This is a genomic window from Nocardioides aurantiacus, from assembly GCF_003752505.1.
GTDB lineage: Bacteria > Actinomycetota > Actinomycetes > Propionibacteriales > Nocardioidaceae > Marmoricola > Marmoricola aurantiacus.
Genome location: NZ_RKHO01000001.1, coordinates 3865991 through 3885461 on the forward strand (window position 1 = coordinate 3865991; position 19471 = coordinate 3885461).

Below are 19471 nucleotides of genomic sequence, written 5' to 3' on the forward strand. Positions count from 1 at the left end.
CTTGGCTAGGCTCCCGGGGTGTCCTCCTCCCGCTCCGCCCCGGCCCTCACCGTGCGCACGACCGGCGCCGAGGAGCACCGCGCCTACGTGGCCGACCTGGCCGGACGCGGCGGCTCCGCGAGCTTCCTGCAGACCCCGGCCTGGGCCCGGGTCAAGCCCGACTGGAAGGCCGAGTCGGTGGCCTGGCAGGACCCCGAGGGCCGGGTGGTGGGCGTCGCGCTGGTGCTCTACCGCCAGCTGCCCAAGGTCCGCCGCTACCTCGCCTACCTGCCCGAGGGCCCGGTGCTGCCGTGGGAGGAGGTCGCCGAGCCCGGCGGGCTGGAGCGCTGGCTGGCCCCGCTGACCGCCCACGTGCGGGCGGCCGGGGCGTTCGGCGTCCGCATCGGTCCCCCCGTGGTGACCCGCCGGTGGAGCGCCGCCGCGGTCAAGGAGGGCATCGCCGACGACGCGGTCACCTCGCTGACCGACCTCACCCCGAGCGCCGAGCACGCCTCCGGGCTCGCGCTGGCACGACAGCTCGAGGAGCTCGGCTGGCGCCGCCAGGGCGCCGAGGGCGGGTTCGCCGCCGGCCAGCCGCAGTACAACTTCCAGGTCCCCCTCGCCGACGAGGCGGGCGTGCCGCTGCCCGAGGAGGAGGTGCTGCGGCGGATGAACCAGCTGTGGCGCCGCAACATCAAGAAGGCCGCCAAGCTCGGGGTCGAGGTCACCTCGGTGGCCGGTGCGGCCACCACCTCCTCCGAGCTCGACGAGGCCCTGGCCGCGTTCCACGCGCTCTACCTCCACACCGCCGAGCGCGACCACTTCACGCCGCGCCCGCTGTCCTACTTCCGCACCATGGTCGCGGCGCTCGGCGCCGAGGACCCCGACCGGATCCGCCTCTACCTCGCCCACCACGAGGGCGACCTCGTGGCGGCGACGATCTGGATCCGGGTCGGCAGCCACGCGTGGTACTCCTACGGCGCCTCCTCCACCGACAAGCGCGAGGTGCGCGGCTCCAACGCCGTGCAGTGGCAGATGGTCCGCGACGCGCTGGCCGCGGGGGCCCGGGTCTACGACCTGCGGGGCATCACCGACACGCTGCGTTCCGACGACGACCACGTCGGGCTGATCCAGTTCAAGGTCGGCACCGGCGGCGAGGCCGTCGAGCACGTCGGCGAGTGGGACCTCCCGCTCAGCAAGCCGCTGTACGCCGCCTTCGACCTCTACATGCGACGGAGGGGCTGATGTCGCTCACCCTGCACGTCGACGGCGACCGGTGGCGCGCCCACCTGCGCGACACCGTGGCCCACCACCCCGGCCTGGTGCCGGTGACCAAGGGCAACGGCTACGGCCTCGGCCTGCACCGCCTGGCCCGCCGGGCGCAGTGGCTGGGCGTCGACACGGTCGCGGCCGGCACCTACCCCGAGCTCGCCGAGCTCCACCAGCGCTTCGACGGCTCCCTGCTCGTGCTGCAGCCCTGGCGACCGGGCCACGGCGAGCACCAGGACCCCGCGGCGCTGGGCGTCGACCCCGACCGGGTGGTCCACACCGTGGGTCGGCTGGAGGACCTCGACGCCCTGGCCGACCAGGGCCGCGCCACGGGCCGTCCGGTCCGGGTCGTGCTCGAGCGGCTCACCTCGATGCTGCGCCACGGGTTCTCCGGTGACGACCTGGCCGAGGCCGTACGCCGCTCCCGCCGCGGCGGGCTGCGCGTCGAGGGCGTCGCGCTGCACCTGCCGCTGCCCTCGGCGCGGGCGACGCTGTCGACCCGGTCGAGCCGGTCCTCCCACGGCACCGAGGTCGAGCGGCTGCTGGCCGAGCCGGCCGTGGCCGACCTCGCGTCCGGCGGCGGTCCCGCGCGCCAGGTCTGGGTCTCCCACCTGACCGAGGCCGAGCTCGAGGTGCTGGCGCTGAAGTTCCCCGACCTGGTGCTGCGCCCGCGGGTCGGCACCGGCCTGTGGCTCGGCGACCGCGGCGCGCTGCAGGTCACCGCGGAGGTGCTCGACGCCCACCCGGTCGAGCGCGGAGACACCTACGGCTACCGCGGCCGCTCGGCGCCCCGGCGCGGCACCCTGCTGGTGGTCTCCGGCGGCACCTCCCACGGCATCGGCCTGGAGGCCCCGACCGGCGAGGCCACGCTCAAGGCGCGCGCCGCCTCGCTGGCACGGGGCGGCCTGGACGCCGCGGGCTTCGTCCGCTCGCCCTACAGCGTCGGCGGGAAGCAGCGGCTCTTCGCCGAGCCCCCGCACATGCAGGTCTCGATGCTCTTCATCCCGCACGGCGCCCCGGTGCCGGCGGTGGGCGAGGAGATCGAGGTGCGGGTCCGCTACACCGCGACGTCGTTCGACGCCGTCGAGATCTCCTGACGGCTGCGCGTCGCTCCGCCCGGCACGTGCACCGGGTCGGTGCGCACCGGGTCGTGGTCGGGCCGGAGCACGTCGCGCACCACGACGGCGACGAGGTAGAGCTGGGCCGCCAGCCGCAGCCAGATCGCCACGTCGTACAGCGGTGAGTCGGTGTCGGCGGCGTCCTTGAGGTAACCGCCGAGGTAGGCCCACACCATCACGAAGTAGAGGACCTCGCCCGCCTGCCAGACCAGCTGGTCGCGCCAGCGGGGCCGGGCGAGCACGGCCAGCGGCAGCAGCCAGAGCACGTACTGCGGCGAGTAGACCTTGTTGACGACCAGGAACCCCGCGACCACGAGGAACCCCAGCTGCGCCAGCCGCGGGGTCTCCGGCGCCCGGAGCCCGAGCACCGCCACCCCGACGCAGACCGCGCCGAAGAACACCCAGGACCACAGGTTGACCTGCTCGACCGTCGCGGTGACGCCGGCGTGGGAGAGCGCCAGCCAGACCGAGCCCAGGTCGGCCCCGCGGTCGGCGTTGAAGGACCAGAACACCCTCCACCGCTCCGCGTCCCCGAGGTACGCCGGGGCGTTGGCCAGCCCCCACGCGGCCGCCGCCGCGACCGCGGCCCGCGCGAACGCCCCCAGCTCGCGCCGCCGGAAGCAGATCACCAGCACCGGCCCGAGCAGGAACAGCGGGTAGAGCTTGGTCGCGGTCCCCAGCCCGATCAGGATGCCGGTCAGCACCGGGTCGCCGCGCGACCAGGCCCACAGCGCGCCCGCCACCAGCACCACGGCCAGCAGGTCCCAGTTGACCAGCCCGGTCAGCAGCAGGCTGGGCGAGAGCACGAACAGCAGCGCGTCCCAGGGCCGGCGGGCGTGCGCCCGGGAGAGCAGCCAGGTCGTCACGAGCGCACAGGCGGCGAGCAGGAGCGCGGTCAGCAGGAAGTAGCTGTTGGTCTCCTGCGCCATCCCCGGCAGGCCCCACACCCCGTCGGGCGAGGCCGAGCGGCGCTCGACGATCGAGGGCCCGTCCTGCGCGACGACCTGGGTCACCCGAGCGACGGCGTAGGCCACGTAGGCGATGCCCACGGGGTACTCCATCGCCTGGTGCCGGCCGCCGTCGGCGGCGTACGGCCACCAGGCCTCGGCCAGCCCACGACCGGTGTAGAGGTAGGGGACGTCGGAGTAGCAGCCCTTGCCGTAGCGGGCCTGGTCCACGGCCCAGCCGGTGTCCAGGCACGGCACGTGGTGGACCACCGAGAGGCCCATCACCACGGCCGTCAGCGCGAGCAGCACCCGCACCGGCGACCACCAGCGGTGCGGCAGCGCGTGCCGCCCGACGGGTCCGCCGGCGACGTCGCTGAGCCCCCGGGCGACCGGATCCGTGCGGGTGGGGGCGACCACGCCCGCCACCGCGGCTGGACCCCGGCCCGGCGCGGGCTCGGGCCGGCTAGCCGCCACCGGGGCTCGCGTCGCCGCCGCCCGGCTCGCGGCCGTTGCCCGGCTGCCCCAGGTCGGGGCCCGGGTCCACCGGCTCACCGGGGTCGGTGGGCTCGGGCGGCGCCGAGGTCGGCGGCGTCCGCGTCGGCGTCTCCGAGGGCGACTCGCTGGGCGACTCGCTCGGGGTCTCCTGGGGCGTCGGGTCCGGGGTGAAGGTCGGCGACGGCGGCGGGGTGTACGGCGCGTGGCCGTCCTCCGGCGCGTCGCCGTCCACGAACGCCGGCTCGGGGAAGTCCTCGACGTCGACGCCCTCCATCAGCCGGCTCATGATCGAGGACCAGGTCAGGGTGGGGTACTGGCCGCCGTAGAAGGTCGGCAGGAAGCCGTTGAGCGCCTCGTTGCCCTTGCCGCGGGCGTACATCACCGCGGTCGCGACCTGCGGGGTGTAGCCCACGAACCACGACGACGACACGTCGCCGTCGGCGTTGGTGGCGGTGCCGGTCTTGCCGGCGGCGGGACGGCCCACGCCCTGGGCGTTGGTGCCGCTGCCGCTGGCCACCACCTGCTGCATGGCGTAGCTGACGTCGCTGGCGATGTCCTCGGAGAGCACCCGCTTGGTCTCGCGCGGGGCCTTGTAGAGCACCTCGCCGTCCTCGGCGCGGGTGACCCGCTTGACCGTGAACACGTCGTGGGCGACGCCGCCGTTGGCGATCGTGGCGTAGGCGTTGGCCATCGAGACCGGGCCGACGGTCGCCGACCCGAGGGCGATCGCGTTGTTGGGCTCCAGGCCCGGCGCGTCGTCGGGCACCCCGAGGCGCACGGCCATCTGACGGATCTTGCGCGGGCCGTCCGGGATGCTGTCGGTGAGGTCGGCGTACGCCGTGTTGACGGAGTTCTCCGTGGCCGTGACCAGGCTGATCGCCGAGCCGAAGTTGGTGCCGGTGCCCTCGCCCTGGTTGTCCACCGAGCCGCTGCCGTCCTCGAACTCGTAGGGCGAGTTGCCGTCGAAGGTGTCGCGCAGGCTGTAGCCCGCGTCGAGGCCCGCGGCCAGCGCGAACGGCTTGAAGGAGGAGCCCGGCGAGGAGCCGATGGTGGCCCAGTCGAGCTGGCTCCGGAGGTAGTCCTGGCCGGCGAAGAAGCCGATCAGGGCGCCGGTCTGCACGTCGACCGAGGCGCTCGCGACGTGGAGGCCCTTGAGCCCCTCGGGGCGGCGCTCGGTCACGCCCTCGGCGTTGGCGGCCATGCCCGAGCGGGTGAAGGTGGTCTCGACCCGCAGTCCGCCGGTGTCGATCTCGGTCTCGTCGAAGCCGATGCGCTGCAGCTCGTCCTTGACCATGGAGAGCATGAACCCGCGCTGGCCGCCGAACTGGTTGCTGCCGCCGCGCTTGACGAAGCTCGGCAGCTTCCCGGCGATCCGGTCGGCCTCTGCGGCGTCGATGTTGCCCGCCTCGACCATGCCCGAGAGCACGTAGTCGTAGCGCGAGACCAGCCGGGCCCGCGTCTCGTCGCTGCCGTCGGGCGAGAGGCCGGCGGGCGAGTTGAGGACCGCGGCGAGCGTGGCCGACTCCTGGACGGTGAGCTGGCCGGCGTTCTTGCCGAAGAAGGCGCGCGAGGCGGCCTGAACGCCGTAGGCCCCGCGACCGAAGTAGATGGTGTTCAGGTAGCCCTCGAGGATGGCCTCCTTGGAGCGCTCCTGCTGCACCTTGAGCGAGAGGAAGGCCTCCTTCACCTTGCGGCTGAGGGTGCGCTCCTGGCTGAGGTAGAGCAGCTTGACGTACTGCTGGGTGATCGTGGAGGCGCCCTGGGTGGCGTTGCCGCGCGCGTTGGAGAAGGCGGCGCGGATGATGCCCTTGGGGTCGATGCCGCTGTTGGAGTAGAAGGTGCGGTCCTCGGCGGCGATGACGGCGTCCTGCATCGACTGCGGGATGTCGGCCAGTGGGACGGACTCGCGGTTCTGCTCCGCGAAGGTGCCGATGCGCTGCTTGCCGCCGCTGTAGGTGACGTAGGTCGACTGCGCCTCGAAGGCGCGGTTGGCACTGGGGATCTCGGTGTTGCGGTAGGTGAAGTAGAAGACGCCACCCCCGACCAGGGCCAGCACGAGGCCGACCACGAGGGTCCACTTGGCCACGGCCCGCAGGCGGCGCCTGACCGGGCGGGAGCCGTCCGACGACGGGCGGGGGGTGCGTTGCGCACTCACTGCGTGCTCTACCTCCTGGGGTGGGCGTGCCTGGGAGAGGCCGGTTCCGGTCACGAAGAGTACGGGGTCGCGCTGTGCCGTGGCCCTCGAACCCGACGCGCCGGCCCGGTCGACGGCGGTGCGGTCACGCGGTGGATATATCGGTGCGATAGGTTGTCTCGATGTAACGCCGGGAACGTCCGGCACCGGACGCACCCGAGGAGGTGGACGATGAGCAGCAAGGCCGCTGCACTGGAGCTCGCCGTCCTCGGGCTGCTGCACGAGTCGCCCCTGCACGGCTACGAGCTGCGCAAGCGGCTCAACCTGCTCTTCGGCTGGACCCGGGTGCTGTCCTACGGCTCCCTGTACCCCGCGCTGAAGCGGATGCTGCGCGCCGGCCTCGTGATCGAGGACACCACCACGGCCGGCGTGTCCCGCCGGCAGCGGATCGTCTACCGCATCACCGCCGCGGGCGAGGCGCGCTTCGCCGGGATGATCACCGACGTCGGCCCGTCGGCCTGGGAGGACGAGGACTTCACGATGAGGTTCGCGTTCTTCTCCCGCACCGACTCCGAGGTGCGGCTGCGGATCCTCGAGGGTCGCCGCAGCCGGTTGCAGGAGCGGCTGGACCGCGCCCGCTCCGACCGTCAGCCCACCGGCCCGGTCGACCGCTACGTCAGCGAGCTGCAGCGGCACTCCATCGAGTCGGTCGAGCGCGAGCTGCGCTGGCTCACCGACCTCATCACCGCCGAGCACCAGCAGCAGCAGTCCCCGCGCAGTCCTCAACCAGAGCACCGCACACCAGACCTCGACGTCTGAGTCGACGTCCGCAGAAGAAGGAGAAACCCATGGGATCGGTCCGTGTCGCCATCGCGGGAGTCGGCAACTGCGCCAGCTCCCTCGTCCAGGGCGTGGAGTACTACAAGGACGCCGACCCGTCGGGCGTCGTCCCCGGCCTGATGCACGTGGCGTTCGGCGAGTACCACGTCGCCGACGTCGAGTTCGTCGCCGCCTTCGACGTCGACGACAAGAAGGTGGGCAAGGACCTCTCCGAGGCCATCAACGCCTCCGAGAACAACACCATCAAGATCGCCGACGTCCCGACCCTCGGCATCGAGGTCCAGCGCGGCCCGACCCTGGACGGTCTCGGCAAGTACTACCGCCAGACCATCGAGGAGTCCGGCGCCGACGCCGTCGACGTCGTGGCCGCCCTGCGCGAGTCCGGCGCGGACGTGCTCGTCTCCTACCTGCCCGTGGGCTCGGAGGAGGCCGACAAGTTCTACGCCCAGTGCGCGATCGACGCCGGCGTGGCCTTCGTCAACGCGCTCCCCGTCTTCATCGCCTCCGACCCCGAGTGGGCCAAGAAGTTCGAGGACGCCGGCGTCCCGATCATCGGCGACGACATCAAGAGCCAGGTCGGCGCGACCATCACCCACCGCGTGATGGCCAAGCTGTTCGAGGACCGCGGCGTGGCGCTGGACCGCACCTACCAGCTCAACGTCGGCGGCAACATGGACTTCAAGAACATGCTCGAGCGCGAGCGCCTGGAGTCCAAGAAGGTCTCCAAGACCCAGGCCGTGACCTCCAACCTGACCGGTGAGCTGGCCGACAAGATCGACAGCCGCAACGTCCACATCGGCCCGTCGGACTACGTCGCCTGGCTCGACGACCGCAAGTGGGCCTACGTCCGCCTCGAGGGTCGCGCCTTCGGCGACGTGCCGCTCAACCTGGAGTACAAGCTCGAGGTCTGGGACTCCCCCAACTCGGCCGGCATCATCATCGACGCGATCCGCGCCGCCAAGATCGCCAAGGACCGCGGCATCGGCGGCCCGCTGCTGTCCGCGTCGTCCTACCTGATGAAGAGCCCCCCGGTGCAGCGCCCCGACGAGGAGGGCCGCAAGTCCGTCGAGGCGTTCATCGCCGGCGAGGTCGAGCGCTAGACCGACGCCCCGCACGAGGCCCCCACCCCACCGGGTGGGGGCCTCGTCGTTTGTGCCGACCACTTGACACAAACGGCTGAGGAACCGATGTTTGTACCAGCGACCTGGCACAAGGTCCGGAGATCGGGGGTACGCCGTGGGCATCGGGATGCTGGAGCTGGTGCTGCTGGCGGCGCTGCCGGTCGGCGTCGTCGTCACCGCGCTGGTGTTGCTGGGCGCGGGCGCCGGCCGGCGGGTCCCGTCTTCGCGCGAGTCGCGCCTGGTGGCGCTGACCCGGGCGGTCGGGCTGCTGCTGGGGATCGCCGCCGCGGCGCTGGTGCTGCAGGCGGGCTCCTACTCCTCCGGAACGGTGCTGGCGCCGGCGGCGGTCGGCCTCGGGCTGCTCGCCGGGGTCGCCGTCGGCGAGACGCTGGTGCGGCCGCGGCGCGCACCCGGCCCGCGGACCGCGTCGCTGCGGCCGCGCCGGGTGCGCGACTACGTGCCGCGCCGGCTGGGACCGGCCGTCGCCCTCCAGGTGGTGGCGCTGGTGGCGCTGCTGGTGCTGACCTCGCTCACCGCCAGCCGCGACGCCTCCACCGGCACCGTGCGGGCGCTGTCGTGCAGCGGTGCCGGCGTGTCGAGCACCAGGACGCCGTACCCCGGCTCGTTCTACAGCGTGCCGCTCGCGCTGGCCCTGCTCGCGGTGCTGCTCGTCGCGGCCCTGGCCGCCCGCCAGGTCGTCGCCCGGCCGCGCGGCGTGGGTGCTGCCGGCGACACCGGCGCCGACGACGCGCTGCGGGCGCGCTCGCTGGCCGTGGTGGTGGCCGCGACCGGGATCGCGGTGGCCGCGCCGTACTGCGGGATCGCGCTCACCGCGGGGATCGCGCTGCACGGCCTCGGCGGCGGCGACGCGGGCTGCGCGCCGGCCTGGACCGGCCCCGTGGGCCTCGTCGTCGGCTGGTCGGTGGTCCCGGCAGCCGTGCTGCTGCTGGCGTGCCTGGTCTCGCTGCTCGGCGACCGCGCCCGGCTGCCGCAGCCCGCCTTCCCGCCGCCGCCGGAGCAGGTACGCCGGTGACCGCCCCCGTCGCGCTCGTCGTCGACCCCGACGACCCCACCCCGCCGTACGAGCAGCTGCGCCGGCAGGTGCGCGACCTCATCGGGGGTGGCGTGCTGCACGCCGGCGACCGGCTGCCGCCGCTGCGCCAGCTCGCGGGCGACCTGGGCCTGGCCGTGGGCACGGTGGCGCGGGCCTACCGCGAGCTGGAGGCCGAGGGGCTGCTGACCTCGCGCCGGGGCGGGGGCACGCGGGTCAGCCACGGCGCCCGCCCGCTGCCCGCGACCGAGCTGCTGCGGCGTCTCGACGGCCTCGCGGCCGGCTTCGTGGCCCAGGCGCGCGCCGGCGGGGCCGGGGACCAGGACGTGCTCGACGCCGTCCGCACGGCGCTGGGGCTCAGCGCTCCGCGTCGGCCTTGATCTTGGCCAGCGTCTGCGCCATGCCGCGCTGGAGCTCGGCGGTGAAGTCGTCGACGCCGCCGAGCACCCGGTCGGTCAGCTTCACCGAGAGGTCGGAGATGCCCTTGGGGGCGTCGCGGCGCTGGGTCAGGCGGGTGCCGCCGGCCGCGGTCGGCTCGAGGTCGAAGGACCAGACGGTCCAGTTCTCCTTGATCCGGAACGCGACCCGCTTCTCCGGGACGAGGTCGACGACCTGGCCCTGGGTCGGCCACACCAGCAGCCCGCGCCGGTTGACGTTGACCATCTTGGCGCCGACCTTCATCTCGCCACCGCGCAGGAAGGTCTTGGCGCACTGCGGGCTCCACCGCGGCATGTGGCGCAGGTCGGAGACCAGCGCCCAGACCTGCGCGGGCGGGGCGTCGATCTCGGTCGAGGCCTCGAGGGGGGCGACGTCGGTCAGCGGCACGGGGTGGCTCCTGGGGTCGGCACGGGCGGGTCTCGGACTGTAACGGCTGATGTCACCGCGAGTTACCCGATGGTGAGGCAACGCACGTGCGGGGCGACCGGTGGCCTTGCTAGGTTCTCTGCCGCGGTCCAGCCCCGGCCGCGTCGCCCTCGTGACTAGACAGGTCTCGCATGGGTCCTTCTCGCGATGCCGCCCTGCTCACCGCGATCGCCGCCGAGCTGCAGGAGCACCCCACCGAGGACGGCACGGTCGCCGACGTCCTCGACCGCGCGGTCGCGCTGCTGCCGCCCGCCGACCACGCCAGCCTCACGGTCCGCCGGCGCCACGTCGGCTGGGACACCGCCGGCGCCACCTCGGCGCTCGCGGTCCGGGCCGACGAGCTGCAGTACGCCCTGGAGGAGGGACCCTGCGTCGAGGCGTACGCCGCGGCCGACCGCCGCACCAGCGACCGGGTCGCCGACGACCCGCGCTGGCCGCGCTGGGGGCCGGCCGCCGACGACCTCGGCGTGCGGTCGGTGCTCAGCATCGGCCTGGAGGCCCGGGGCGAGCGGGTGGGCTCGCTCAACCTCTACGCCGGCACGCCGGCCGGGTTCGCCGATCCCGCGGTGGCCGAGCTCGCGCGGTTGTACGCCGTCCACGCGTCGTACGCCCTGCACTCGGCGCACCGACGCGAGGGCCTGGAGTCGGCGATCGCCACACGCCACGTCATCGGGCTGGCGCAGGGGGTGCTGATGGAGCGGTTCGGACTGGACCAGGAGCGCTCGTTCGCGCTGCTGCAACGGCTCTCCAGCACCCACAACCGCAAGCTGCGCGACATCTGCGAGGAGCTGGTGCGCACCGGCGACACGCCCGGTCTGGCCGCCGGCCCCGACACCGGGCCTGACACCGGGCCTGACACCGGGCCTGACTAGCCGCGCGTCCCCGCCCACGCGCGCAGCGCGGCCACCGCCTCGGCCTCGCTCATCGGACCGTGGTCGAGCCGCAGCTCCAGCAGGTGGCGGTAGGCCTCGCCGACCTCGCGGCCGGGTCCGACGCCGAGCACCTCCATGATCTGGTTGCCGTCGAGGTCGGGCCGGATGGAGGCCAGCTCCTCCTCCTCGGCGAGCCGGGCGATCCGGGTCTCGAGGTCGTCGTAGGTGCGTCGCAGCCGCTCGGCCTTGCGCCGGTTGCGCGTGGTGCAGTCGGCGCGGGTCAGCACGTGGAGCCGCTCCAGCTGGTCGCCGGCGTCGCGGACGTAGCGGCGTACGGCGGAGTCGGTCCACTCCCCCGAGCCGTAGCCGTGGAAGCGCAGGTGCTGCTCGACCAGCTGCGCCACCGCGTCGACCTGGTCGCGGGAGAACCGCAGCGCCTGGAGCCGCTTGCGGGTCAGCTTGGCCCCGACGACGTCGTGGTGGTGGAAGGTGACGCTGCCGTCGTCGAGGAAGCGGCGGGTGCGCGGCTTGCCGACGTCGTGCATCAGCGCCGCCAGCCGCGAGACCAGGTCGGGGGCGCCCCCCAGCCGGTCCTCGAGGCCGACGGCCTGCTCCAGCACGGTCAGGGTGTGCTCGTAGACGTCCTTGTGGCGGTGGTGCTCGTCGCGCTCCAGCGCCAGGGCGGGCAGCTCGGGCAGCACGTGCTCGGCCAGCCCGGTCTCCACGAGCAGCCGCAGCCCGCGCACCGGGTCGGGCGAGAGCAGCAGCTTGACCAGCTCGTCGCGGACCCGCTCCGCGGAGACGATGGTGATCCGCTCGGCCATGTCGGTCATCGCCGCCACCACGGCCGGGTCCACGGTGAAGCCCAGCTGGGCCGAGAACCGCGCGGCGCGCATCATCCGCAGCGGGTCGTCGGAGAAGGAGGACTCGGGCGTGCCCGGGGTGCGCAGCCGCTTCTCGGCGAGGTCGACCACGCCACCGAAGGGGTCCTCGAGCTGCTCGCCCGGCAGCGAGAGCGCCATCGCGTTGACGGTGAAGTCGCGTCGCTCGAGGTCGGCGACCAGCGAGTCGCCGTACTGCACGGCCGGCTTGCGGCTCTCCGCGTCGTACGCCTCGGAGCGGTAGGTGGTGATCTCGACCTGCCACTCGCCCTTGCGGCAGCCGATGGTGCCGAAGGCGCGGCCGATGTCCCAGACGGCGTCGGCCCAGCCCTTGACCAGCCGCTCGGTCTGCGCCGGCGTCGCCGAGGTGGTGAAGTCGAGGTCCTGCTGCAGCCGGCCGAGCATGGCGTCGCGGACCGGTCCCCCGACCAGGGCGATCTCGTGGCCGGCGGCGGCGAAGCGGCGGCCGAGCTCGTCGGTCACCGGCGCCAGGCGGCGCAGCTCGCGCACCGTGCGCGCCTGGACGTCGCTGATCAGCAGAGGCTCCTCGGACACGAGGGACGAGTCTAGGGGGCGCGGGCCGGGCCGATCGGTAGCATCCCCCGGGTGCGAACCGCCAGCCCGACGACCCGCGTGCTGGCGGTGGTGGCACTCCTGGTGGCCCCGCTCGTCGGCGTCGCGCTCGGGGGCGCGACCGACCCGGCCGTCGCGGTCGAGGAGCCCGCGGCCACGCCGCTCACGGTGCGGCTGGACTCGATGTCCCCGGCGGTGCTGCCCCGCCGGGGCAGCATCACCCTGGAGGGCAGCGTCAGCAACGACTCCGAGGAGGACTGGGACGACGTCAACGTCACGCCGTTCTCCTCCACCACCCCGCTGACCACCCGCGAGGACCTGGCGCTCGCCGCGCAGACCCCGGAGCAGACGACCGTGGGCGAGCGGCTGGACGTCTTCGACGCGGTCGGCGACCTCGGTCCCGGGGAGTCGGCCGACTTCGCCGTGCGCGTCCCGGTCGGCGAGCTCCCGATCTCCGGCGACCCCGGGGCCTACTGGATCGGCGTCCACGCGCTCGGCACCGACGCCGCGGGCCGCGACGCCGTCGCCGACGGCCGGGCCCGCACGTTCGTCCCGCTGCTCACCCCGCGCCAGGCCCGCAGCGCCTCGGTCCCCGTCTCGCTCGTGCTGCCGCTGCGTCAGGCCGCCCGGCGCGCGGCCGACGGCAGCCTCGACGACCCGCAGCAGTGGGTCGACCTCAGCGCCGAGGAGGGCCGGCTGACGCGTCTCGCCGACCTCGCCGCCACGGCCGGCGACCGGCCGCTGACCTGGCTCGCCGACCCGGCGGTGCTCGACGCCCTCAGCGACCTCGGCCGGGGCAACCCGCCGGTCTCCCTCGAGACCCGCTCCGAGGGGAGCGACGAGGGGTCCGAGGAGGACGACCCGGAGGAGTCGCCCGCCCCGTCCGGCGGCAGCGACGCCGCCGGCGTGCCCGACGGGGCCGCAGCCGAGCGCGCCCGCGCGCTGGTGCAGCGCCTCCGCGACGAGCTGGACTCCCGCGACCTCCTCACCCTCCCGTACGCCGACCCGGACGCCGCCGCCCTGGCCCGTCGCCGTCCGCCGCTGCTCGCCCGGGCGGCCACGCTGTCCGAGCGGCGCACGGCCGCCCGCGACCTGGTGGGCCGCGCCGTCGTCGCCCCGCCGGGCGGGTTCTTCGACCCCGAGCTGGTCGAGGCCCTGCCCGAGGACGAGGACCTGCTGCTCAGCGACCAGGGCGAGCTCGCGCTCTCGCCCGCCTCGACCCTCGACGGCCGCCGCCTGACCCTCGCCGACGCCCGCACCTCCGCCGGCGGACCCGCCCCGGTCTCCGGCACCGACCCCCTGGCCCTGCGGCAGCGGGTCCTCGCCGAGGCGGCCACGCAGGTCGTGGCCGGCGACGAGGTGCGCCCGATCGTGGTCACGCTGCCGCAGCGCTGGGACCCGGGCGCGGCCTGGCGCGAGGCCGACCTCTTCGACGGGCTCGACACCGGCTGGGTGCGGTTCGCCGCGCTGCCCTCCGGCGGCACGGCGTACGACGGGCAGCTGCCGTACCCGCGCTCGCAGCGGGCCGCCGAGATCGGCACCGACAACCTGCGCGCCGCCGTCGAGCTGGCCGCGGCCGGCCGCACGCTGAGCGACCTGCTGACCGGCGAGGACGACGTGTCCGACGACCTGCTCGGGGCCTCGCTCCAGGCCGTGTCCTACAGCGCCCGCCGACTGCCACGCCTCAACGTCGAGCGCACCGACGCCCTCGCCGCCGCCGCCCGGGGCGAGCTGGCGCGGGTCCGGGTGACCGGCAACGACCTGGTCTCGCTGTCCAGCGGCTCGGGCGACGTCACCGTCACCGTCGTCAACGACCTCGAGCAGCCGGTGACCGTCGGCCTGCGCGTGGAGACCGACGCCGAGGTCGAGATCGACACCGGCGAGGCCGTCCAGCTCGGCCCCGGCCAGCGCTCCACGGCCCGGCTGCCCGTGCGCAGCTCCGACGGCGTCCACGAGGTGACGATGCAGCCGGTCACCAGCGACGGCGCGGCCGTCGGGGAGCCCTTCACCTTCAGCCTGCGCACCAGCGAGGTGGGCCGCGTCATCTGGGTGGTCATCGCCGCCGGCGGCGTGCTGCTCGCCGTGATGATCGCCCGCCGCGTCGTGCTCCGGCTGCGCAGCCGCCACCGGCGCGAGCGACCCACCGACCCCGCGAAGGACGTGCCGTGAGCACCCCCACCGACCCGTCCACGGATCCCCCCGGGGGCCCGCCCGAGGACCGACCGGAGGGGCGCACCGCCCCGCGGCACACCGCAGCGGCGATCCTCTCCTCCAGCGCCGTGATGGCCGCCGGCACGGTGGTCTCGCGGATGAGCGGGCTGGTGCGCGGCATCCTGCTGGCCGCCGCCCTGGGCGTCGGCCTGCACGCCGACGTGTTCAACATCGCCAACACGGTGCCGAACATGCTCTACATCCTGCTGGCCGGCGGCGTGGTCAACGCCGTGCTGGTGCCCCAGCTGGTGCGGGCGATGAAGGACGACCCCGACGGCGGCGACGCCTACACCAACCGGATCATGACGCTGGCCGCGCTGTTCCTCGGCGTGGTCACCGTGCTGCTCGTGGTCGCCGCCCCGCTGCTGATGCGGCTCTTCCTCGACGACCGCTTCTACGACCCCGACCGCCAGGCGCAGCTGGACTCCGTGGTGGCCTTCGCCCGCTACTGCCTGCCGCAGGTCTTCTTCTACGGCATGTTCGTGCTCGTCGGGCAGGTGCTCAACGCCCGCGGCCGGTTCGGCCCGATGATGTGGGCGCCCATCGCCAACAACGTGATCGCGGTCGGCGTGCTGGTCGTCTACCTCGTGCTGCACGGCGGTGCGCGCGGTCCCGAGCTCCAGGGCGGCTTCACGCCCGGTCAGGAGCTGCTGCTCGGCGTCGGGTCGACGGTCGGCATCGTGGTCCAGCTGCTGGTGCTGGTGCCCTACCTGCGCTCGGCGGGCTTCCGGTTCCGGCCCCGCTTCGACTTCCGCGGCGCCGGCCTGGGCCACACCCTGCGGCTGGGCCTGTGGACGGTGCTGTTCGTCATCGTCAACCAGGTCGCCTACACCGTCGTGGTGCGGCTGGCGAGCAGCGGCACCGTGGAGTCCGGCCCCGGCGCGTCGGGCGAGGGCACCGGCTACACGATCTACTCCAACTCCTTCGTGCTCACGATGGTGCCCCACTCGATCATCACCGTCTCGCTGGCCACCGCGGTGCTGCCGCTGCTCTCCCAGCACGCGAGCGACGGCGACGTCGCCGCCATCGGGCGCCAGGTCTCCCGCACGCTGCGCTCGGCGCTGGCCCTCGTGGTCCCCGTCGCGGTGCTGTACGCCGTGATGGCGCTCGACCTCGCCCAGGTGATCTGGGGGTACGGCGCCGCGAGCCGCGACTACGCCAGCTTCGCCCCGACGCTGGCGCTGTTCGGGATCGGGCTGGTGCTCTTCACCGCCCACTACCTCGCGCTGCGCGGCTTCTACGCCCTCGAGCAGACCCGGCGGGTGTTCTGGATCCAGTGCGTCGTGGCCGGCGTCAACATCGTGGCGGCGCTGCTGCTGGTGCCCGGCGCTCCCCCCGGCGAGACCGCACCCCGCCTGGTGATCGCCTACGCCTGCGCCTACGCCGCCGGTGTCGTGGTGTCCTACACCGTCCTCGCACGCACCGTGGGTGACCTCGCCGGTCGCCAGGTGCTGCGCTTCCTGGTCCGGCTGGCGCTGGCCGTCGGGCTCGCCGCGCTGCTGGCGCTGGGCGTCCGCGAGGGGCTCGACGCGCTGCTGCCCCGGGGCGGCCCGCTGCTGGCCCTGCTACCGCTGGCGGTCGTCGGCACGGCGTACCTCGGCTGCTACCTCGGGCTCGCCCGGCTGCTGCGGATCGGGGAGGTGAACGACGTCATGGCGCTCGTGCTGCGCCGTCTCCGACCGGGGACGCGGGCCTGAGCCGGTCCCGCTCAACCCGCCCCGGGTCTCGCCCGGGGTCCTACGATGGGCTCGGCGCGCCCGGCCGCACCCGGCCCGCGCCCGTCGCCGAGAGGAGTGTCGTGACCACCGGAAGCCACGGCGCCGGCACCCTCCTCGCGGGCCGCTACCGCTTCGAGGACCTGCTCACCGAGCACGCCGGGGCGCACTTCTGGCGAGCCACCGACACCGTCCTGGCCCGCTCGGTGGCGATCCACGCCGTCCCGAGCGACGACCCCCGCGCCCGCTCCCTCATGGAGGCCGCCCGGCTCTCGGCCACCGTCAACGACTCCCACCTGCTGCGCGTGCTCGACGCCGACGACGACGGCGAGCTCGCCTGGGTGGTCAACGAGTGGGGCGAGGGCCTCTCGCTCGACCTGATGCTCCAGCGCGGCGTGCTCGCGCCCGAGCGGGCCGCCTGGCTGACCCGCGAGGTCGCCGAGGCCGTCGCCGCGGGCCACCGCCAGGGCGTCGCCCACGGTCGCCTCAACCCCGAGGCCGTCCTGGTCACCCACGCCGGCGGCGTGAAGCTGATCGGCTACGTCGTGGACGCCAGCCTCCACCCGCCCGTGACCGGCGACCCGCTCTACGGCGCCCTCGACGAGCGCCGCGCCGACGTCGTCAACCTCGGTGCGCTGCTCTTCGCCTCGCTGACCGGCCGCTGGCCGGGCGTCGCTCCGTCCACGGTGCCCGCCCCGCCGGGGGAGTCCCACCGTCCGCTGCGTCCCCGCCAGGTGCGTGCCGGGGTCCCCCGGGTCCTCGACGCCATCTGCGACCAGGTGCTGCAGCCCGAGGGCTCCCACCACGTCCACCTCACCACCGCCCACGAGGTCGCCGCGGCGCTGGCCGACTTCACCGGCGGCGTCGGGGCCGTCGAGCCCGTGGCCCTGGCCGCGATGCACGCCGAGCCGACCGTCGCCGTCCCGGCCCCGACCGACGACCCGACCGACAACGGCCGCGACGACACGGGCGACGAGCCGACCCGGGCGGTGCCCGACCCACGCCAGGAACCCCCCGAGGACCCTGAGGCCACCCAGCTCTCCGAGGCCGTCCCGCACGGCCGTCCCGGACCGGCCATGGAGCACACCGCCCTGCACCGCGAGCCGCTGGAGAGCCCCGACTCGCTGCGCCCGATGCAGGCCCCCGACGTGGTGCCGCCCCCGCCGCCCTTCGAGGACTCCCCCGAGCGGCCGCTGTTCTCCACCACCGAGCGCCGCGTCCCGGCAGGCGCCGCCGCCCACCACGAGCCGACCGAGCGGTGGGACACCCCCACCGGCTCCCACCGAGCGGCCTCCCACACCGGCTCCCACCAGACCGCCACCCACGGGGGCGGCTCGGGGTCGGGGCCCGAGAGCTGGCTGTTCACCGACAGCGACCCGGCGCCGGCCCAGGGCAACGGCCACGAGGGCCGCGGCTGGCTGCGCACCGCCGTGGTCGTCGGGGTGGTGCTGGTGACGCTGGTCGCGATGGCCGTCGCCTTCACCCTGGGCCGCCAGGACGGCAGCGTGCTCAGCGGCATCACCGGGGGCGACGACGACCCGACGCAGGCCTCGCAGACCCCCAGCCAGCGCCTCGAGGTCGCCTCGGTCGAGGACTTCGACCCCGAGGGCGACCCGTCCGACGAGAACCCCGAAGAGGCCCCCGCCGCGATCGACGGGGACCCCGCCACCGCCTGGACGACCGTCACCTACCGCAACCGCCCCGACCTCGGCGGCCTCAAGGCCGGCGTCGGGCTGATGCTCGACCTCGGCGAGGACCGCGAGGTCGGCTCGGTCACCGTCCGCTTCGCCAGCAGCCCCACCTCCTTCGAGGTGTACGCCGCCCCCCGCGGCGTCACCGCGTTCCCGACCGCCGTCTCCGAGATGGACAGGGTCGCCACCCGCGACGCCGCCCCCGCCCGGGCCGCGGTGGAGCTCGACCCCCGTCCCAGCACCCGCTACCTGCTGGTGTGGCTGACCGAGCTGCCGCCCGCCGACGGCGGCTACCAGGGCGCGATCGCGGAGATCGCCGTCCGGTCGTGAGCCGGGTCGGGGTCGAGGGATGACCCGCGACGACCGGACGCTGCTCCGGGCCCACGTCGACGGCGACCCGACCGCCTTCGCCGAGCTCGTCACCCGGCACCGCGACCGGTTGTGGGCGGTCGCGCTGCGCACCACGGGCCACCGCGAGGAAGCCGCCGACGCCCTCCAGGACGCGCTGGTGGCCGCCCACCGCAAGGCCGCGACCTACCGCGGCGAGGCCGCCGTCACCACCTGGCTGCACCGGATCGTGGTCAACGCCTGCCTCGACCGGATCCGCCGCTCCCGGGTCCGCGCGGCCGACCCGCTGCCCGACGACCTCGGTGAGCACCCGCCTCCCGGAGCCGCCCGTGCCGACCCGGCGCCCGGCCCGGAGGAGGCCGTCCTGGCCCGCGAGACCCACGACCGGGTGCTCGCGGCGCTGGCCACGCTGCCGCCCGAGCAGCGCGCCTGCCTGGTGCTGGTCGACATGGAGGCCCGACCGCTGGCCGAGGTGGCCGAGGTCCTCGGGGTGCCGGTCGGCACCGTGAAGAGCCGGTGCGCCCGGGGCCGGGCGAGGCTCGCCGCCCTCCTGGGCGAGGACCGGCCACCCGGAACCGTCCCGCCCCCGCCCGCGTCCCACCACCGAGGAGGTGACCCCCGATGACCGGCTCCGACGACCCCGACGACCAGAACCCCGACCAGGACCCCGAGCAGACCCCTGAGCAGACCCCCGAGCAGACCGAGGACCGGTTCGACCCGGCCGAGCAGGACCGTGTCCGGGCCCTCCTCGCCGACCTCGGCAGCGGCGGCTCCCACCCGCCCGGCCCGGTGCCCGACGACGTCGCCGCCCGTCTGGACGCGACCCTGGCCGGGCTCGGCGCCGCCACCCGGACCTCCACCCCTGCCCACACCCCCGCCCGCACCCCCGCCCGCACTCCCGCCCGACGCCGACGCCGCGACCTGCTCGTCGCCGCGGCCGTGGTCGTGGTGCTCGGGGCAGGCGGCGTCACCGCGACGACGCTGGTCCGCGGCCAGGACGCGGGGACGAGCAGCAGCGCCGGGTCGAGCGCCGACGCGGGCGGGACGAGCCAGGAGGAGGCGACCGCGGTGCCCGACCTCACCCGCACCCGATTCGCGGCCCGGGCGGCCGCCGCGCTGCAGCGTCCGGCCGCCGGCCCGGAGTCGGGCAGCGCCGCCCGCTCGGGCCTGCTCGCCGGGTGCACGCCCCCGCCCGGTCGCGGCACCCTGCGTCCGGTCACCTTCGAGGGCGAGCCGGCGGTGCTGGTCGGACGCCCCGCCCGGGACGGTCGACAGGTCGTGGAGGCGTGGACCTGCGACGGCTCGCGGGTGCTGGCCCGCACCCGGCTCGCCACGCCCCCCTCCTGACCGGGAGACTCAGCG

General features: G+C 74.8%; 16 protein-coding genes. 12 read left to right on the forward strand and 4 right to left on the reverse strand.

What is annotated here, in order from left to right; translation table 11 throughout:
* Nucleotides 1-18: 18 nt before the first annotated feature.
* Nucleotides 19-1224, forward strand: a complete 1206-nt coding sequence (locus tag EDD33_RS18740) for a lipid II:glycine glycyltransferase FemX (RefSeq protein ID WP_123392596.1) — start codon at nucleotides 19-21, stop codon at nucleotides 1222-1224.
* The gene (locus EDD33_RS18745; protein WP_123392598.1) at nucleotides 1224-2345 is read left to right on the forward strand and encodes an alanine racemase; all 1122 of its coding nucleotides are present in this window, start codon (nucleotides 1224-1226) and stop codon (nucleotides 2343-2345) included. Before EDD33_RS18740 ends, EDD33_RS18745 begins: the two co-directional genes overlap by 1 nt.
* Here the strand turns inward: EDD33_RS18745 and EDD33_RS18750 are convergent.
* Together EDD33_RS18750 and EDD33_RS18755 are read right to left on the reverse strand one after the other, a co-directional pair.
* Nucleotides 2306-3730 carry a glycosyltransferase family 87 protein gene (locus tag EDD33_RS18750; protein WP_246003606.1) on the reverse strand — a complete coding sequence of 475 codons (1425 nt, stop codon included), beginning with the start codon at nucleotides 3728-3730 and terminating at the stop codon, nucleotides 2306-2308. The genes EDD33_RS18745 and EDD33_RS18750 overlap by 40 nt on opposite strands.
* A gap of 46 nt (nucleotides 3731-3776) precedes the next feature.
* Nucleotides 3777-5894 carry a transglycosylase domain-containing protein gene (locus EDD33_RS18755; protein ID WP_170169881.1) on the reverse strand — a complete coding sequence of 706 codons (2118 nt, stop codon included), beginning with the start codon at nucleotides 5892-5894 and terminating at the stop codon, nucleotides 3777-3779.
* A gap of 279 nt (nucleotides 5895-6173) precedes the next feature.
* Between EDD33_RS18755 and EDD33_RS18760 the strand changes: the two genes are divergently transcribed.
* The 4 genes from EDD33_RS18760 to EDD33_RS20615 all read left to right on the forward strand — a co-directional run bounded on the left by EDD33_RS18760 (nucleotide 6174) and on the right by EDD33_RS20615 (nucleotide 9334).
* Nucleotides 6174-6761, forward strand: coding sequence for a PadR family transcriptional regulator (locus EDD33_RS18760; RefSeq protein WP_123393696.1), 588 nt, complete (start codon nucleotides 6174-6176; stop codon nucleotides 6759-6761).
* 29 nt (nucleotides 6762-6790) lie between these two features.
* On the forward strand, nucleotides 6791-7882 hold the full coding sequence (locus EDD33_RS18765) for an inositol-3-phosphate synthase (protein WP_123392601.1): 1092 nt from the start codon (nucleotides 6791-6793) through the stop codon (nucleotides 7880-7882).
* A 136-nt stretch (nucleotides 7883-8018) separates the two neighbouring features.
* Nucleotides 8019-8936, forward strand: coding sequence for a hypothetical protein (locus EDD33_RS18770; protein WP_123392603.1), 918 nt, complete (start codon nucleotides 8019-8021; stop codon nucleotides 8934-8936).
* A complete protein-coding gene (locus EDD33_RS20615) occupies nucleotides 8933-9334 on the forward strand; it encodes a GntR family transcriptional regulator (RefSeq protein WP_123392604.1) in 402 nt (133 codons plus the stop codon). The genes EDD33_RS18770 and EDD33_RS20615 overlap by 4 nt, the downstream gene beginning before the upstream one ends.
* Here the strand turns inward: EDD33_RS20615 and EDD33_RS18780 are convergent.
* Nucleotides 9312-9779, reverse strand: coding sequence for an SRPBCC family protein (locus EDD33_RS18780; protein WP_246003607.1), 468 nt, complete (start codon nucleotides 9777-9779; stop codon nucleotides 9312-9314). The genes EDD33_RS20615 and EDD33_RS18780 overlap by 23 nt on opposite strands.
* Before the next feature lie 170 nt (nucleotides 9780-9949).
* Between EDD33_RS18780 and EDD33_RS18785 the strand changes: the two genes are divergently transcribed.
* Nucleotides 9950-10690 carry a GAF and ANTAR domain-containing protein gene (locus EDD33_RS18785; RefSeq protein WP_123392606.1) on the forward strand — a complete coding sequence of 247 codons (741 nt, stop codon included), beginning with the start codon at nucleotides 9950-9952 and terminating at the stop codon, nucleotides 10688-10690.
* Here the strand turns inward: EDD33_RS18785 and EDD33_RS18790 are convergent.
* Complete coding sequence (locus tag EDD33_RS18790) at nucleotides 10687-12126, reverse strand: CCA tRNA nucleotidyltransferase (RefSeq protein ID WP_425463857.1); 1440 nt, start codon at nucleotides 12124-12126, stop codon at nucleotides 10687-10689. The genes EDD33_RS18785 and EDD33_RS18790 overlap by 4 nt on opposite strands.
* 51 nt (nucleotides 12127-12177) lie before the next feature.
* Here EDD33_RS18790 and EDD33_RS18795 point away from each other — a divergent pair, with 51 nt between their 5' ends.
* From EDD33_RS18795 to EDD33_RS18815, 5 genes are all read left to right on the forward strand, one after another.
* Nucleotides 12178-14313, forward strand: coding sequence for a DUF6049 family protein (locus EDD33_RS18795; protein WP_148077144.1), 2136 nt, complete (start codon nucleotides 12178-12180; stop codon nucleotides 14311-14313).
* A complete protein-coding gene (gene murJ, locus EDD33_RS18800; protein ID WP_246003608.1) occupies nucleotides 14310-16052 on the forward strand; it encodes a murein biosynthesis integral membrane protein MurJ in 1743 nt (580 codons plus the stop codon). Before EDD33_RS18795 ends, murJ begins: the two co-directional genes overlap by 4 nt.
* A gap of 101 nt (nucleotides 16053-16153) precedes the next feature.
* Entirely contained in the window at nucleotides 16154-18091 is a 1938-nt protein-coding gene (locus tag EDD33_RS18805) for a protein kinase family protein (protein ID WP_123392611.1), read from the forward strand.
* A gap of 19 nt (nucleotides 18092-18110) precedes the next feature.
* The gene (gene sigM / locus EDD33_RS18810; protein WP_123392613.1) at nucleotides 18111-18734 is read left to right on the forward strand and encodes an RNA polymerase sigma factor SigM; all 624 of its coding nucleotides are present in this window, start codon (nucleotides 18111-18113) and stop codon (nucleotides 18732-18734) included.
* Nucleotides 18731-19456 carry a hypothetical protein gene (locus EDD33_RS18815; protein WP_123392615.1) on the forward strand — a complete coding sequence of 242 codons (726 nt, stop codon included), beginning with the start codon at nucleotides 18731-18733 and terminating at the stop codon, nucleotides 19454-19456. Before sigM ends, EDD33_RS18815 begins: the two co-directional genes overlap by 4 nt.
* Nucleotides 19457-19471: the final 15 nt, after the last annotated feature.

What these genes read in the sequence shown, in the direction of transcription:
- EDD33_RS18745 (WP_123392598.1), top strand. Translation starts at nt 1,224, where the DNA reads ATGTCGCTCACCCTGCACGTCGACGGCGACCGGTGGCGCGCCCACCTG.
- EDD33_RS18760 (WP_123393696.1), top strand. Translation starts at nt 6,174, where the DNA reads ATGAGCAGCAAGGCCGCTGCACTGGAGCTCGCCGTCCTCGGGCTGCTG.
- EDD33_RS18765 (WP_123392601.1), top strand. Translation starts at nt 6,791, where the DNA reads ATGGGATCGGTCCGTGTCGCCATCGCGGGAGTCGGCAACTGCGCCAGC.
- EDD33_RS18785 (WP_123392606.1), top strand. Translation starts at nt 9,950, where the DNA reads ATGGGTCCTTCTCGCGATGCCGCCCTGCTCACCGCGATCGCCGCCGAG.
- sigM (WP_123392613.1), top strand. Translation starts at nt 18,111, where the DNA reads ATGACCCGCGACGACCGGACGCTGCTCCGGGCCCACGTCGACGGCGAC.
- EDD33_RS18815 (WP_123392615.1), top strand. Translation starts at nt 18,731, where the DNA reads ATGACCGGCTCCGACGACCCCGACGACCAGAACCCCGACCAGGACCCC.